Origin of the sequence: Rhizobium aouanii (genome assembly GCF_037002925.1) — a bacterium.
Taxonomy (GTDB): domain Bacteria; phylum Pseudomonadota; class Alphaproteobacteria; order Rhizobiales; family Rhizobiaceae; genus Rhizobium; species Rhizobium aouanii.
In genome coordinates, this window is the sequence record NZ_JBAMYD010000016.1 from 60,587 (window position 1) to 75,982 (window position 15,396).

A 15,396-nucleotide genomic window follows, 5' to 3' on the forward strand; every position below is an offset into this window, starting at 1 on the left:
GTTCAGCGCCGTGTGGAATGCCATGCGGCGATGGCAAGAAGTGCTGAGCCCGCCAGAAGCACTGCCGCGAACAGGAAGGCGGTCCACCAGCCGGAGCTATCGAAAAGGGCCCCGCCAATCGATGCGCCCAGGGTAATCGCGAGTTGGATCGTCGCCACCTGCAACCCGCCACCTGCTTCTGCGTCGTGAGGCATGGTGCGGCTCAGCCAGGTCCCCCAGCCAACGGGAGCAGCCGTGCTGAACAATCCCCAGCCGATCAGAAGCACGGCAGTGATGGTCGAGGACGATCCGAACGCAACTAGCCCCAATGCAATCACGGCCATGATCAGCGGGATTGCGCCAAGAATGACGAACAACCGCGTGTTGAGCAGATGGCTTACAATGGTCGTCCCTACGACACCCGCCAGGCCCATCAACAGGAGCAGGAGGGACAGAGTTGATATCGAGACCGCCGTCACTGTTTCGAGGAATGGGCGGAGGTATGTGAACAGGGCGAACTGGCCCATGAATAGGAGCATGATCGATGCCATGCCGATCGCAATCTGCGGGCGGAGAAGAAGCCGAAAGACATTGGACGATCCTTCGTTGCGCCGCGGTGGTAGAGACGGCAGGCTGATCCACTGCCAAACCAGAGCCAGAAGGGCGAGTGGAACGACCGCGAAGAAGGCGCCTCGCCACCCGATGTAGCTACCAAGCAGACTTCCCAGCGGCGCGGAGATCGTCGCGGCAATGGCATTGCCGGCGTTCAGCATTGCTAGTCCCCTGGGGACTGAGTCTTCAGGAACCAGCCGCATGACGATTGAGGTGGACATCGACCAGAAGCCGCCGATGGCGATGCCGAGCATAGCGCGCCCGACGATCAAGACGAGATAGTTTGGGGCGAAGGTGACCATCGTTCCAGAGACGATCAGGATCAGCGAAAACGATGCGAGAACCAACCGCCGGTCCACTCGGCGCGTCAGACCGGCCACGAAGATACTGGTGAGTACAGCAAAGATGCCGGAAATAGAGATCGCCTGTCCCGCCCGCCCTTCGGAAACGCCCAGTTCGGTGGAGATCGGCGACAAAAGGCTGACTGGCATGAATTCAGAAGCGATCAGGACAGCAACGCACAAAGCCATGGAGATAACTGCGCCCCAGGCGGCTCTCGGCGTCGTTGAACCTGCGGCCACTAGCGCGGGTTCGATGTCATGATATGGAGTTTGGGATCGTATGAGAGCTTGTTGTGTCATGACGGCAATATATGCCGAGCGCACTTCGAAGATTAGCCATTGCAATTCGTTTGGACTTATCGATCTATGACATCAATAGATGATGTTAAGAGGCGGCGATGAAGCGCGAAGATCTCAACGACATGCTTTGGTTTCTGGTGGTTGCGGAAGAGCGGAGTTTCACAAAGGCGGCGGCGAAGCTCGGGACGTCACAGTCGACAATCAGTCACACGATCAAGAAGCTGGAGGCGCGGATGGGCCTGCGCCTTCTGACTCGGACCACCCGCAGCGTTGCTCCAACGGAAGCTGGAGAGAGATTGATCCGGTCTCTTGCGCCGCGCATCGAGGAGCTCGAAACCGAAATCGACGAACTGATGGAAATCAGGGACAAGCCAACCGGGGCTGTCCGTATCACCCTATCGGATCATGCATTGGAAACTGTCGTCTGGCCCAAATTGCGCTCTGTGCTCAAGGAGTATCCCGACATCAAGGTCGAGCTGAACAGCGACAATGGGTTCCGAAATATCGTCGAAGAAAAGTTCGACGCCGGCGTACGGCTTGGCGAGAGCGTCGACAAGGACATGATCGCCGTCCGCATCGGCCCCGACTGGCGTCTGGTTGCGGTCGCCTCTCCGGAATATCTCACAAGGCGTTCGAGCCCCAAGACACCTCAGGAGCTGGTTGGTCATGACTGCATCAACCACCGGCAAGCCCGCGCTGGCGGCCTTTATGCTTGGGAGTTCGGAAAGGATGGTAGGGAAGTCCGGGTGCGTGTCGATGGGCAGCTAACCTTCAACACGTCCTATGCGATGATTGACGCGGCAGTCGCCGGGTACGGCATCGCCTATGTGCCAGAGACCCTTGTCGCAGACGAAATCGCCTCGGGTCAGCTTGTCCAGCTTCTTGACGACTGGTCTCCAATGTTCCCAGGCTATTATCTGTATTACCCGAGCCGCCGACAAAACGCGCCTGCATTCAAGGTCGTTGTTGAAGCATTGAAGGCCTGAAGGGTCGCCAGCTGTACTAAAGCGCGTCGCGATCTTTCAGATTCGCTCATCGCGCTTTAGATCTTTGTTTATACGCAGCGGAAAATGCTACAGTCGGCTTGGCGTCGAAGAGAAGCCCAAGCTCACGACAGCGCGAAAATCCTGACCTCTCTCCCGATGCCCTGAAGCTCCGCCATCCGGGAGGCGGAGGTGATACCGCTGTCACGGAGGATCTCTGAAACCTGGGCATCCCCTACGATCGCTTCCGTCGTCATGATCACATTGGGATCAGCAAGGCCCTGGACGCGGGAGGCGATATTGACGGTCTGGCCGAAGTAGTCCTGCCGGTCGTTCAGGTTGACTGCGAGGCATGGCCCCTCATGGATGCCGATCTTCAGGAGAAGATCGTCGCTGCCGTGTTCGGCATTTAGCCGAAGCATCGCCTCCCGCATCCTGAGTGCCGCGGCCACGGCGCGGTCCGGGCTCGGGAAGGTCGCCATCACGGCATCGCCTATGGTCTTGACGACCGCTCCGGCCTCGGTGGCGACGATCTCGTGAAGAACCCGGAAATGCGCTCGCACCAGATCGAAAGCGGCAAGATCTCCGACGCGCTCGTAAAGCGCGGTCGAGCCCCTCAAGTCGGTGAAGAGGAAAGTCAGACTGGTGATCTTGAGGCGCTGGTCGACGTCGAGAGTGTCGGTTCGATAGATGTCGCGGAAGCTCTGGTTCGTCAGCAGGCGCTTGGCTGTCAAAAAAGCCCGCCTGCGGCCCAGCAGGTCGTGCAGCTCGTCGCCTGCGATGCAGACATTCGGTACCACCCTGCGATCGGTATGGTTCTCGAGGGTGAGCCGCAGTGAGCCCGGACGAAGGGTCAGCGTTTCGTTCAGCGCGTGCGTCCGACTGATGATCATCGAGAGGGTTTGACGTTCGTCGGTGGGCTCGCCCTGCACGTCGATGAACTGCGCGGAGTGTGTCACCGCATCGAAGATGATGACGAATTGCGCCGGCAGCTGCAGGGAGACGAAAGCCTTCTCGCCCGGAGCCAACTCGATCATCTCCAGCTGGATGCGTGAAAACCTCGCTTCGAGATCGTCAGGCAGGTCGACCCCGGAGCTGAAGAAGATCTGGCGGTAGTACTCGAGCGGCGGCAACCGATCGGGATCGTGAGCGGCAATCCTGCGCACGCGCGGGCTGACCGTAAACGTGACCTCGACCATCTCGTCGAGGGTCGGCTCGTATCCGGCCGCGCAGAGCGCGCAATGGTACGTCTCGTGGACGACGGTTTTGAGGGTTGCGCCGCTGTCGAGGACGCCGCCGCATCCCGGGCAAAGGACATTCCAGGTCATCTCGAATGCGCCTATGCGGGCTGCATGGAGAAACGCGGCGATCGTTTTCTCTTCATCGAGATGGTGCTGATCGGCGAAAGCGAGCGCATTGATGCGATTGAGCTCGCGATCCGAGCCATGCAGGACGACGTTCTCGATGCACTCGACCGTCCGCGGGTCAGCCGCCTGTCGCAGGGAGGCAAAAAGGACGTCCACTTCGCTCATTAGACAAGTCTCCGTGTGCAGAACCCACGGCGGACAACGCCAGGACCGAGATCATACCACGGGAGTTTCCCAATAGAAATCTGTAGGCTTGGATGCTGCTCGCTTCCCGGGCGAAGGCGGGCTTCACTTCCCCTTATATATCCGCTTCAGCGCCGTCAGCAGCGCATCCAGTTCGTCACGCGAAAACAGCTCGATGAAACGCTGCTCGTGCATGTCGATCAGCCCCCGCGCCCGGGCGAGCATTGCGCGTCCCGCCTTCGTCAGATGAAGTTCCTGGCGCCGGCGGTCGGCCGCGGAGGGACGGCGCTCGATGAAGTCGCGGGCTGCCAGCCGGTTGACGAGGGCCATCATCGTCGCCCGGTCGGTGCCGAGCGTATTGGCAAGGTCGATCTGCGATGCGCCCGGATTGCCGGCGACAAGTTCCATCACCGCCAGCTGCTTCTGCGTCAGCGCCAGTTCCGCCACGGTTTCGGCGAAGTCGCGATAGATCGCGACATGGGCCATGCGCAGATGAAACCCCAGCAGATCGCCAAGCCGGCCGACGTCGAGGCCCGGCGTCGCGGGAGCATCTTCGCCCTCGAAATCGTCCTGCGGTGATTTTATGGCCATCATTCGTTCTCGCCTCGTCCTGGCGCCATAACCATCAAAATCAGCAGGTTAGTCAATATCCTTAGAAGGCTTATCCCGTTCGTACAGGTGTTAACCACACCTAGCGTTCACGTGCGGACGAAAATTCACTTCGGACTTCGCCAACGATTTCGCCTGCGCCGAGTACCTAGGCAAAGAACCGGTGGCGAAGGGTTTAATGCCCGAAGTGCAACGGCAACCGCGCTTCAATACGCTTCGAGAACGGCTGCGACATCTTCGACGCCCTCGACGATATCCGTCGGGAGGAGCGTAGCACACGCCGATACGTCCACCCCCGAGTCTTTCGGCTAAAGAAATCGCTGCCGGTTACGTGCGCCACATCCCCATTGGGTCCAAGGTCACGGGATCACGGGGGAAATCTTCGGTACCGGGTAGCAATGCGGCCGCTTGATCTCCGCAACGCCGGGGTTGCTCGCGGCGGCCATTATCCGCCGAGCAAATCTAAGCGGGCGCTCCGGCGAAGCCGGGCACTTCGCCAAACCTGTTGGGATTCTTCGAGCCAGGAGTGAGGATGATTGCAAGATGGACCGCCAGCAGAAAGATGCCCATGAGAATTGTCGCGGTCAGGGAGCCAACCGCCTCGTAATGGCCGTAGACCAAGTGAAGCACTAAGACTGAAGCGGTCCACCAGCCACTCTGATCGAAGTCATGCAGTCGCCTCACCATCAGGCAGAGGCTGGCGATGATAGCCAGCACATAGGTTAGGGCGATTAACCCCTGAACTATTGAAAACGCCTGCCGAGTTCCGACCAGCGTCAGTAGGCGAGTGACCACGAATACCGCGGCCGCGGCGATAGCGATGACTGCCACGCTAAACAGGAAATAGCGAAGACGACCAAGCCTACCCTGTAACGAGAATGTTTTGAGCATTGTACCCCCGCAACTGATCGAGAAAACACTCTCGTGCTCATAGTTAGACGGTTGCATTGAAGCAGCGTCAAACGGCAATTGAAAGACTTAGCACAGGCTGTGTTTTTGGCGAAGAGCGGCTCTTCCGCATCAAGAAGGAGTTCCAGACATCGCGACCTTTAAGGAGGTCGGCAAACCTTAAACAGCCTCTTGCATCCTGCCGGGAAAAGATATTAGTATGTGTTGCATACAAATTTGATGCCTACCGCGGGGAGCGGTGGGCATGGGAGGAGAAAATGGCGCATTCCATTTCCGGGATGGCTTCGTCGGCGGATTGCGGACTGGTGACGGATGATCCGATCCTTTACCGCGCCCGCGTCGCGCCGAACCGTCCGGCCCTGTTCGAGATCGCCACCGGCCGGCAGCTCACCTATGCCGAGCTCGATGCGCGGATCGCCCGCTGCGCCGGCTTGCTGAGCGCTGTGTTCGGAGCGCGCCGCGACGGGGCGCGTGTTGCCATGCTGGCGCGCAACTCCATGGATTCGATCGTGCTTGCCTTTGCCTGTCAGCGTGCCGGAGCCGTTTACGTGCCGCTCAACTGGCGCCTCAACGCCGCCGAGCTTCGGCCGATCCTTGCCGATTGCGCGCCTGCTCTGCTCGTTCACGACGAGGAGTTCGCGGCAACCGTCGCCAGCCTTGTGAACGCCGATCCTGAGATGGCGATGATATCAACGGCCGACGGTCCGGCCGGGTTCGCCGCGCGGATCGAGGCGAGCCTTCCGGCCGCTCCGGTGCCCGCCGACGCCGATGGCCCTTGTGTCCTTCTCTACACCTCGGGCACGACGGGACAGCCGAAGGGCGTCGTCATCACCCGCCGCAACGCCTTTTTCGCCGCCATCAATTTTTCCGTCGTCGGGGAGATCGGGCCGGGATCCGTTGCCCTGTGCGACCTGCCGTTCTTCCACACGATCGGGCTGATCGCGGTCGCGCGCACCACATTGACGCTGGGCGGCACGCTTGTCGTCTCCGATCGCTTCACGCCGGCGCGCACGCTCGCAGCCCTTGCCGACCGGCAGCGTGCCGTCACCCATTATTTCGCCGTGCCGCAGATCGCGCTCGCCTTGCGCAACGATCCCGCCTATAGCGCCGCGGCTCTGGCCGGCCTGCATGCGCTTTTCGTCGGCGGCGCGCCGCTGACGCAGGCGCTGATCGAAAGCTATCTCGATGACGGCGTTGCGCTGGTCAACGGTTACGGCATGAGCGAGGCCGGAACGGTGCTGCACGTGCCGATCGATCGGCGCGCCGTACAGGACAATCCCGGCAGCGTCGGTCTTCCGGCGCCATTGCTCGACATTCGCATCGTCGGCGAGGACGGCCGCGACGTTGATGAAGGCGAGATCGGCGAACTCTGGCTGCGCGGGCCGGCGGTGACGCCTGGCTACTGGAACAAGCCTCAGGAAACCGGTGCCGCCTTCACCGACGGCTGGTACCGCACCGGCGATCTCGGCCGACGCGAAGCGAACGGCTTCTATCGCATCGTCGACCGGCTGAAGGACATGTACATCAGCGGCGGCGAGAATGTTTATCCCGCCGAGGTCGAAGCAGTCCTCGCAAGTCATCCCGATATCCGCGACGCCGCGGTCGTCGGCATTCCCGATATCCGATGGGGCGAATGCGGCCTCGCCTATGTCGTGCTGCGGCAGGGTGCCGTGGCAACGAGCGATGAGATCGCCAGCCATTGCGCGGCAAGGCTCGCCGCCTTCAAACGCCCGGCGCGTATCCTCTTCGTCGAGGCCATTCCCCGCACCGCCTCCGGCAAGGTGCAGAAACATGTCCTGCGCCAGTTCCATTCCGACGAAACCCTTCAACGACAGGCCTTGTGAAGCGGCCCGGCATTCACGCCGAAACCCATGGAGTAACTTCATGATTGAAGAGAACACGACTGATAGGCAATCGCCGGTTCTGGTCGAATTCGACAGCGGCATCGCCTTCGTGACCCTCAATCGTCCGGAAAAGCGCAATGCGATGAATCCGGCCCTGAATATCAGCATGCTCGAAGTGCTCGACGAGCTCGAGGGTGACGAGCGTTGCGGCGTCCTCGTCCTGCGCGGCGCTGGCGAATCCTGGTCGGCCGGCATGGATCTGAAGGAATATTTCCGCGACAATGACGGCAAGCCGCGTGATGCGACGCTGAAGGCGCGGCGGCAGTCCGGCGGCTGGTGGAGCCGGCTGATGTATTTCGAAAAGCCGACGATCGCCATGGTCAACGGCTGGTGCTTCGGCGGCGCCTTCACGCCGCTCGTTTCCTGCGATCTTGCCATCGCCGCCGAGGAGGCCAATTTCGGTCTCTCCGAGATCAACTGGGGCATTCTGCCGGGCGGCAATGTCACCCGCGCAGTCGCCGAAGTGATGCGCCATCGCGACGCTCTCTATTACATCATGACCGGCGAACTGTTCGGCGGGCGCAAGGCCGCGGAAATGGGTCTCGTCAACGAGGCGGTGCCGCTGGCGGAACTGGAAACCCGGGTTCGCAAGATCTGCGCCAGCCTGCTCGAAAAGAACCCGGTGACGCTGAAGGCGGCCAAGGACACCTACAAGCGCGTGCGCGACCTGCCCTGGGATCTCGCCGACGATTACATCTACGCCAAGCTGGAACAGATGCTGTTTCTCGACAAGACCAAGGGGCGCGACGAGGGGCTGAAGCAATTCCTCGACGACAAAACCTATCAGCCGGGGCTCGGCGCCTACAAGCGCGGCCGCTGAGGACGAGCCGATCATCGAGAGGAGGAAAGCAATGAAGATCCATGCCGCGGTGGCGCGTGCGCCGCATACGCCGTTTTCGCTGGAAAGGCTCGATCTGGAGGAGCCGCGCGAGGGTGAAATCCTGGTTCGCGTCGTGGCGACAGGGGTTTGCCACACCGATATCGTCATGCGTGACCAGCATCTGCCGGTGCCGCAGCCGGTCGTGCTCGGCCATGAAGGTGCCGGCATCGTCGAGCGTGTCGGACCGGGCGTTGCCAAGGTCAAGCCCGGCGATCACGTGGTCATGACCTTCAATTCCTGCGGTCATTGCCCGAGCTGCAACGATCACGAGGAGACCTATTGCCACGAATTCTTCCCGCGCAACTTCTTCGGTGCGCGCGCCGATGGTTCGAGCGGGATCTCATGCGAGGGAGAGCGGGTTCACGGTAATATTTTCGGGCAATCCTCCTTCGCCAGCCACGCGCTGTGCCATGAGCGCAATATCGTGAAAGTGCCTGAGGATGCGGATCTGGCGCTGCTCGGGCCGCTCGCCTGCGGCATTCAGACCGGCGCCGGCGCAGTCATGAACGCGCTGAAGGTCGAACCGGGAAAAGTGCTCGCGGTTTTCGGCATGGGTTCCGTCGGCCTTGCCGCCGTGATGGCGGCGCGGATCGTTGGCGCTTCACGGATCATCGCCGTCGATGTCAACGAGACGCGGCTGGCACTTGCGGCGGAACTCGGCGCGACCGACATCGTCAACGGCAAGGCGAGCGACGCGGTTGCCGCGATCATGGCGCTGACCGGCGCCGGCGTCGATTATTCGATCGATGCCTCCGGCGTGCCCGCCGTCATCGACCAGTGCGTGCGGGTGCTGGCGCCGCGCGGCACTTGCGGCATCGTCGGAGCCTCGCCCCACGGCGCGACGCTGACGCTCGACCTCACCCATATCCTGTCCGGCGGGCGCCGGGTCCGCGGCATCGTCGAGGGCGATTCCAATCCCGACGTGCTGATCCCGTTGCTGATCGACCTGCATCGGCAGGGCCGCTTCCCCTTCGACAGGCTCATCACCTTCTATGATTTCGCCGATATCAACCAGGCGGTGGAGGATTCCGAAAAGGGCATCGTGCTGAAACCGGTCGTGCGTCAGCCCGCCGTCTGACACCGTTCAAGGGAGGAAACAATGAACACCGTCACCCCAATCGCCACCGATACCAGCCCGGATGTCATGAAGGCACTGCTTGGCCGGCAAAAGGCGTCTTTCCTGAGGGAAGGGCCGCCAGACATCGAGATCCGCATCGATCGCATCGACCGCGTCATCGCCCTTCTCGTCGACCATAAGGATGCGATTGCCGCTGCCCTGTCGGAGGATTTCGGCAGCCGCAGCGTCGAGGCGAGCCTGCTTCTCGACGTCTTTACCTGCGTCGGTTCGCTCAAATATGCCAAGGACCATCTTGCCGAATGGCTGAAGCCCGAGCAGCACGAGGCCTTGTTCCCGGACGCGGTGGCCGAAGTGGTCTATCAGCCGAAGGGGGTTGTCGGAATCCTGAGCCCGTGGAATTTCCCCTATCAGCTCGCCCTTGCGCCGCTTGCCGGCATTCTCGCCGCCGGCAACCGCGCCATGATCAAGCCGTCGGAGGTAACGCCGGCCTCGGCCGCCTTGATGGCGGAACTCATTGCCGGCGCCTTCGGCGAAACGGAAATAGCCGTCGTTCAGGGCGGACCGGCGACGGGCACGGCCTTCACATCACTTGCCTTCGACCATCTGATCTTCACTGGCGGAACCGCGATCGCCCATCATGTCATGCGCGCGGCGGCGGAAAACCTGACGCCGCTGACGCTTGAACTCGGCGGCAAGTCGCCCGTCGTCGTCGGCCGCTCTGCCGACCTCGCAGACGCGGCGCGCCGTGTCATGACCGTCAAGACGCTGAATGCCGGCCAGATCTGCCTTGCGCCGGATCATGTCTATGTGCCCGAGGAAAGTGTGGCGGCCTTTGCCGGGCACGCGGTCGCGGCGGTCGGCGCGATGTATCCGTCGCTGAAGGAAAATCCTGACTATACTTCGATCGTCAATGCCCGCCATCTCGCCCGTATCCAGGGCCTGATCGACGATGCTAAGGTGAAAGGCGCCCGCGTCGTCGAGATCAACCCGGCGGCAGAGAATTTCTCCCAGCAATCGGCGCACCGCATGCCTCCGACCCTGATCCTCGATCCCACGGAAGAGATGCGCGTGCTGCAGGAGGAAATCTTCGGACCTGTGCTGCCGGTCCTTCCCTATCGCGATATTGCCGACGTCATCGATCGTATCAATGCCAAGCCGCGCCCGCTCGCTCTCTATTACTTCAGCCAGGATCGGCAAGAGGAACGTCGCGTTCTCGACAACACGACTTCCGGCGGGGTGACGGTCAACGACTGCATGAGCCACGTCACGGCCGAAGGCCTGCCCTTCGGCGGCGTCGGCCATTCCGGCATGGGTGCCTATCACGGCAAGTTCGGCTTCCTCACCTTCTCGCATCCGCGCGCCGTCTACCACCAGAGCAGGATGGTGGAAGCGGAATACATGATGCGGCCGCCTTATGGCGAGGCGATGCGCGGCTTCTTGGCGGCGGCGATCTGCAAATAGAAGAGATGTGGCGGACGATGCCATCGGCAGCCGCGGCTGCTGACGGCATGGGATGGCCTGCTGGCCTATACCTCATCGTCGCAGCAGTCGCCGCTTTCCTGTCGTCGCATTGCTGCCGACCGGCCTGGAGACGCAACTGCTGACGAAAAAAGCCTGATGGGTCGGCGATTTAACGAAGCTCAAACCACTGTTGCCCTATGATTGGTTCGGTACATGTATTGGAAGGTGGATCCAACGCGGTGAATGGCATCTGGACGCAATTCGGTGGCAACCTGTCATTCGTGTGCCTAGCGATTTCGCTCTGGGCGCATTTCTCGATCCAATTTCAGAGTCGTTCGGTCACACAGGAAAAAATCGCCTTCGGAATCATAGCCGGCGGCGCCTCCATCGGGTCCATATTGCTGGCCGTCGAAGTCAATCCCGGCATCTATATCGACATGCGCTTTTCGCCGCTTGCTTTGGCGGGCATGTTTGGCGGACCGATCGCAGCGGCTTTTGCGGCGTCGCTGGCAATGGCCTTCCGCTTTGCTGTCGGCGGCACGGCCATGATCGATGGCCTGATCGCAATTGCTGTCGCAACCGGGATCGGCCTCGCTGCCAATATCTGGATCCGGAAGAGATCTGCCGAGCTCATGGACGTTGCGCTGCTCAGCCTCGCGCTCGGCGCGGCACTTATCGTATTGATGGCAGTGCTTCCCACCCTGGTGCACGCCCGCGTACTGGCCATCATCGGTCTGCCGATGACGGTATTGAATTGCCTGGCGACGGCGCTGTGTGGTTTCGTTCTGTTGAAGACGCAGCAATGGGAGCTGGAGCGGAGCATCTTGGTGACCGCGTTTTCGCAGTCGCCCGACTATCTCTACGTGAAGGACAGAAACAGCCGGTTCATCACCGTCAATGAAAATATGAGCCGCCTTTTTCGTTTCAGAACCACGGCGGAGATGACCGGATTGTCGGATTTCAATCTTATCTCGCGGCCGCGCGCCGAAGAATTTTATTATCTCGAACAGCAGGTCATGGACACCGGGGTGCCCCTGATCGACTCCGTCGAGCGTATCGAAGACAGATACCTGCTCGCCTCCAAGGTGCCGCTGAAGGATAGGCAGGGACGGGTGATCGGCCTTGCCGGCGTCACGCGTGACGTGACGGAGCGGACTGCTCTGGAGCGGGAATTGCGCAAGAGCAAGAACCTGCTGTCGCATGCGATGGCCGGCATGTCCGATGGCATCGCCATGTACGACAGCAAGGGTTTTCTCGTTTTTTGCAACGACCAATATCGCGCCGCCTTTCCGCTATCCGGAGACGCCCGCGTGGTTGGCGCGCATATCAGCGACATCCTTCGCCGCGTTGCCGAAACCGGCGAGCGCACGGGTATCCCGGACGCTGACCGCGAAGAGTGGATCAGGTCCGTCAGTGCTACGTTGCACAGCAACAAGGACGAAGAGGTTCAGCTTCACAACGGCGACTGGCGCAGCATCCGGACAAGGTTAGCGGAAGACGGCACAGCGATGGCCGTTGTCTCCGACATCACGGCGACCAAGCAGGCGGAAATCGCCCTCAGGCTATCGGCGGAGCAGCTGAGGAATCTCGCCGAGACCGATGGGCTCACCGGCATCGTCAATCGCCGGGCTTTCGACGAAGCTTTCGCACGCGAGACCGCAGGCAGCGCCAGGAAAAATACGTCGTTCAGCCTTCTGATGGTCGATATCGACCGCTTCAAGGCCTATAACGACACCTATGGTCACCCCGCCGGAGACCAATGCCTGCGTGTCGTCAGCAAGTGTCTGCGCCAGTCCGTAAGCCGCCCGGCAGATATCGTCGCACGCTACGGCGGAGAGGAATTCGTGGTTCTGCTCCCCGCTACCAGTGCGAAAGGCGCAATGATCGTTGCCGAGCAATTCGCGCGTCTCCTAAGCCAGGAAAATATCGTTCATTCCGGCAGCGAATTCGGACGGGTGACGGCCAGCATCGGCATATCCTGCGCGACGGGAGCCACCCTGAGGATCGACCCGAGCCGCCTTCTGACCGAGGCCGATGCCGCGCTCTACGACGCCAAGACGCAAGGCCGCAATCGCATCCTGGCCCATTCGCCTGAGGAACGGCAGGGCATGAAGGACGTCGGCTAGATCCTTGATAGGTTTTTCCTATCGAGCCATCGCTCGTGCGCCCTTGATGTTTTCCCCGCTTCGACAATAAGGGCGCATGGACACAAAATTCATTGGTAAAAAATCGGCGGCAGCCGGCGGCTGGGGCGCTTTGAAGAGCTGCGGCAAGCAGTTGCTGCAAAGCGGCATGCCCATTTCAGGGGCGCGGACGATGCTGAAGGCGAACCAGCCGGATGGGTTCGATTGCCCGGGCTGCGCTTGGGGCGATCCGGAGCACGGATCGTCGTTCGAGTTCTGCGAGAACGGCGTCAAAGCCGTCGCCTGGGAGGCGACGGAGAAGCGGGCAACGCCCGCCTTCTTCGCGGAAAAGACTGTATCGCAGCTTCGCCAGCTGACGGACTACGAACTGGAACTCAACGGCCGCCTCACGCATCCGATGCGCTACGATGCGGCGAGCGACCGTTACCTGCCGGTCGCGTGGGAGGATGCTTTTGCCGAGATCGGCAGCATTCTGACAGGCCTCGATAACCCCAACCGGGCGGAATTCTACACGTCAGGCCGGGCGAGCAACGAGGCCGCGTTCCTCTACCAGCTGTTCGTGCGCGTCTACGGCACCAACAATTTTCCCGACTGCTCCAACATGTGCCACGAGGCGAGCGGCATCGCCATGCGTCAGGCGGTCGGTGTGGGCAAGGGTACCGTGCTGCTGGAGGACTTCGAAGAGGCCGACGCGATCTTCGTGATCGGGCAGAACCCGGGCACCAACCATCCGAGGATGCTCGGCGACTTGCGCCGGGCGGCGATCCGCGGCGCGCGCGTCGTCGTCTTCAATCCCATCCGCGAACGCGGCCTGGAACGCTTCTCCGACCCCCAGGACAAGGTCGGGATGCTGCGCGGCGGTTCGACCGATATCGCCAGCCTTTATCTGCAGCCGCAGCTCGGCGGCGACATGGCCGCGGTGCGCGGGATGGCAAAGGCGGTTCTGGCTGTGGAAGACGCAGCGGTCGCCGCCGGCCTGCCCTCCATTCTCGACCACGCATTTCTCGCCGAACACTGTGCGGGTTTTGCAGAATACCGGGCAGCGGTCGAGGCGACGAACTGGGCCGAGATCGAGGACCAGTCGGGACTGAGCCGGCAGGAGATCGAACGGGCGGCCGATGTCTATATCAACGCCGAGCGGGTCATCTGCACCTGGGCGATGGGTGTGACCCAGCATCTGCATTCCGTGGCGACGATCCGCGAGATCGCCAACTTCATGTTCCTGCGCGGCAATATCGGCCGGCCGGGTGCCGGCCTTTGCCCGGTTCGCGGCCATTCCAACGTGCAGGGCGACCGCACCGTCGGCATCAACGAAAAGCCATCGGACGATTTCCTCGATGCGCTGGAGAAGAATTTCCACTTCACCGTTCCCCGCGAACATGGCCACAATGTCCTTGCCGCGATCGGAGCAATGCTCAACGGCTCAGCTGAGGCCTTCATCGGGCTTGGCGGCAATTTTGCCCGCGCCACGCCCGACAGCGCACTCGTTGAAAAGGCGCTTCGGCGGCTGAAACTGACCGTGCATATCGCGACCAAACCCAATCATTCGCATCTCATGCCCGGCGAGACGGCGTTCATCCTGCCGTGCCTCGGGCGCACCGAGATGGATCTGAACGCGGCGGGCAACTCCCAGCTCATAAGCGTCGAGGATTCGATGAGCATGGTGCATGGATCTGCCGGCATCAATCGTCCAGCCTCGCCGCATCTCCTCTCGGAAGTCGCCATCATTGCCGGCATTGCACAAGCGACGGTCGGCTCCGCCGTGGTCGACTGGGCAGCGCTGGCCGACGACCACGATCGCATCCGCGATCATATCGAGGCGACCATTCCAGGTTTCGAAAATTACAATAAGCGCCTGCGCAAGCCGCGCGGTTTCCACCTGGGCAATACGGCCGCCCATCGGGAGTGGGATACGCCGGCAGGCAAGGCATCATTTTCTTGCGAAGCGCTTCCGGCGGAGACGGTGCATCAGCGGGCGCGAAAGGGCGAGGGGCGTTTCGCCCTGCAGACGTTCCGGTCGCACGATCAATACAATACGACGGTTTACGGTCTCGATGACCGATATCGTGGCGTCTACGGGGAGCGACAGGTCATCTTCATTCATCCCGCCGACCTGGAGGCGATGAATGCCAAGGCCGGTGACCGGGTCGACGTGGTCGGCGAGCATGATGACGGTATCGAGCGTATCGCTGCGAATTTCCGCTTTGTGCCCTATGACATTCCGCGAGGAAGCATCGCGGGCTACTACCCCGAACTGAACGTGCTCGTGCCGCTCGGCAGCGCCGGCAGGGAAAGCGATACGCCGACCTCGAAATCCATCATGGTGTCCTTCCGCCGGCGAAAAGCCGCGTGAACGAAGAGGCGTCCGACGCCGATCGTTTTCTTGCCCTCGTCGCTGCGGCGCAAGACAGGGATATCAGGCTGACATCCATACAGGCCGGTCTCCTTGTCGCCGCGGAGCTGGGGATTGCGCGTGACAGCCGCGCCTTTGCGCGCAAGCTGGGGATCGCGCATTCTCTCGTGCTCAGGGAACTCAACGTCCTGGCGGAACGCGAAGGGCTGCTGCGGATTGTGAAGCGGGATCTGAGGACAATGAGAGTGCATTACATGTTGCTGCCGCGGGACGAGGTGTAAACACCGCTGCAC

Annotated in this window: 12 protein-coding genes; 8 read left to right on the forward strand and 4 right to left on the reverse strand. The window is 61.4% G+C overall.

Going from position 1 to position 15,396, the window contains the following annotated elements; genetic code table 11:
* Window positions 1-2: 2 nt before the first annotated feature.
* Complete coding sequence (locus tag V8P77_RS25605; protein ID WP_335914746.1) at window positions 3-1,121, reverse strand: MFS transporter; 1,119 nt, start codon at window positions 1,119-1,121, stop codon at window positions 3-5.
* Window positions 1,122-1,330: 209 nt separating this feature from the next.
* Here V8P77_RS25605 and V8P77_RS25610 point away from each other — a divergent pair, with 209 nt between their 5' ends.
* Window positions 1,331-2,218, forward strand: coding sequence for a LysR family transcriptional regulator (locus V8P77_RS25610; protein WP_335914747.1), 888 nt, complete (start codon window positions 1,331-1,333; stop codon window positions 2,216-2,218).
* Window positions 2,219-2,340: 122 nt separating this feature from the next.
* On the opposite strand, the gene V8P77_RS25615 is transcribed toward V8P77_RS25610, so the two are convergent.
* The 3 genes from V8P77_RS25615 to V8P77_RS25625 all read right to left on the reverse strand — a co-directional run bounded on the left by V8P77_RS25615 (window position 2,341) and on the right by V8P77_RS25625 (window position 5,265).
* Window positions 2,341-3,747: an adenylate/guanylate cyclase domain-containing protein gene (locus tag V8P77_RS25615; RefSeq protein ID WP_335914748.1), complete on the reverse strand. Its 1,407-nt coding sequence runs from the start codon at window positions 3,745-3,747 to the stop codon at window positions 2,341-2,343.
* Window positions 3,748-3,870: 123 nt separating this feature from the next.
* On the reverse strand, window positions 3,871-4,356 hold the full coding sequence (locus V8P77_RS25620; protein ID WP_335914909.1) for a MarR family winged helix-turn-helix transcriptional regulator: 486 nt from the start codon (window positions 4,354-4,356) through the stop codon (window positions 3,871-3,873).
* 480 nt (window positions 4,357-4,836) lie between these two features.
* The gene (locus tag V8P77_RS25625; protein WP_335914749.1) at window positions 4,837-5,265 is read right to left on the reverse strand and encodes a DUF805 domain-containing protein; all 429 of its coding nucleotides are present in this window, start codon (window positions 5,263-5,265) and stop codon (window positions 4,837-4,839) included.
* Between the two features lie 275 nt (window positions 5,266-5,540).
* Here V8P77_RS25625 and V8P77_RS25630 point away from each other — a divergent pair, with 275 nt between their 5' ends.
* The 7 genes from V8P77_RS25630 to V8P77_RS25660 all read left to right on the forward strand — a co-directional run bounded on the left by V8P77_RS25630 (window position 5,541) and on the right by V8P77_RS25660 (window position 15,384).
* Window positions 5,541-7,127, forward strand: coding sequence for an AMP-binding protein (locus V8P77_RS25630; protein WP_335914750.1), 1,587 nt, complete (start codon window positions 5,541-5,543; stop codon window positions 7,125-7,127).
* A gap of 40 nt (window positions 7,128-7,167) precedes the next feature.
* A complete protein-coding gene (locus V8P77_RS25635; protein ID WP_335914751.1) occupies window positions 7,168-8,007 on the forward strand; it encodes a p-hydroxycinnamoyl CoA hydratase/lyase in 840 nt (279 codons plus the stop codon).
* Between the two features lie 31 nt (window positions 8,008-8,038).
* Entirely contained in the window at window positions 8,039-9,145 is a 1,107-nt protein-coding gene (locus V8P77_RS25640; RefSeq protein ID WP_335914752.1) for an NAD(P)-dependent alcohol dehydrogenase, read from the forward strand.
* A gap of 21 nt (window positions 9,146-9,166) precedes the next feature.
* The gene (locus V8P77_RS25645; RefSeq protein WP_335914753.1) at window positions 9,167-10,606 is read left to right on the forward strand and encodes a coniferyl aldehyde dehydrogenase; all 1,440 of its coding nucleotides are present in this window, start codon (window positions 9,167-9,169) and stop codon (window positions 10,604-10,606) included.
* Window positions 10,607-10,803: 197 nt separating this feature from the next.
* Complete coding sequence (locus V8P77_RS25650; protein ID WP_335914754.1) at window positions 10,804-12,732, forward strand: diguanylate cyclase; 1,929 nt, start codon at window positions 10,804-10,806, stop codon at window positions 12,730-12,732.
* Between the two features lie 76 nt (window positions 12,733-12,808).
* A complete protein-coding gene (locus V8P77_RS25655) occupies window positions 12,809-15,103 on the forward strand; it encodes an FdhF/YdeP family oxidoreductase (protein WP_335914755.1) in 2,295 nt (764 codons plus the stop codon).
* Complete coding sequence (locus V8P77_RS25660; RefSeq protein ID WP_335914756.1) at window positions 15,100-15,384, forward strand: hypothetical protein; 285 nt, start codon at window positions 15,100-15,102, stop codon at window positions 15,382-15,384. Before V8P77_RS25655 ends, V8P77_RS25660 begins: the two co-directional genes overlap by 4 nt.
* Window positions 15,385-15,396: the final 12 nt, after the last annotated feature.

Coding starts and splice junctions, on each gene's coding strand:
- V8P77_RS25655 (WP_335914755.1), top strand. CDS start 12,809: ATGGACACAAAATTCATTGGTAAAAAATCGGCGGCAGCCGGCGGCTGG.
- V8P77_RS25625 (WP_335914749.1), bottom strand. CDS start 5,265: ATGCTCAAAACATTCTCGTTACAGGGTAGGCTTGGTCGTCTTCGCTAT.
- V8P77_RS25635 (WP_335914751.1), top strand. CDS start 7,168: ATGATTGAAGAGAACACGACTGATAGGCAATCGCCGGTTCTGGTCGAA.
- V8P77_RS25630 (WP_335914750.1), top strand. CDS start 5,541: ATGGCGCATTCCATTTCCGGGATGGCTTCGTCGGCGGATTGCGGACTG.
- V8P77_RS25610 (WP_335914747.1), top strand. CDS start 1,331: ATGAAGCGCGAAGATCTCAACGACATGCTTTGGTTTCTGGTGGTTGCG.
- V8P77_RS25640 (WP_335914752.1), top strand. CDS start 8,039: ATGAAGATCCATGCCGCGGTGGCGCGTGCGCCGCATACGCCGTTTTCG.
- V8P77_RS25605 (WP_335914746.1), bottom strand. CDS start 1,121: ATGGCTTTGTGCGTTGCTGTCCTGATCGCTTCTGAATTCATGCCAGTC.
- V8P77_RS25620 (WP_335914909.1), bottom strand. CDS start 4,356: ATGGCCATAAAATCACCGCAGGACGATTTCGAGGGCGAAGATGCTCCC.
- V8P77_RS25645 (WP_335914753.1), top strand. CDS start 9,167: ATGAACACCGTCACCCCAATCGCCACCGATACCAGCCCGGATGTCATG.
- V8P77_RS25615 (WP_335914748.1), bottom strand. CDS start 3,747: ATGAGCGAAGTGGACGTCCTTTTTGCCTCCCTGCGACAGGCGGCTGAC.
- V8P77_RS25650 (WP_335914754.1), top strand. CDS start 10,804: ATGATTGGTTCGGTACATGTATTGGAAGGTGGATCCAACGCGGTGAAT.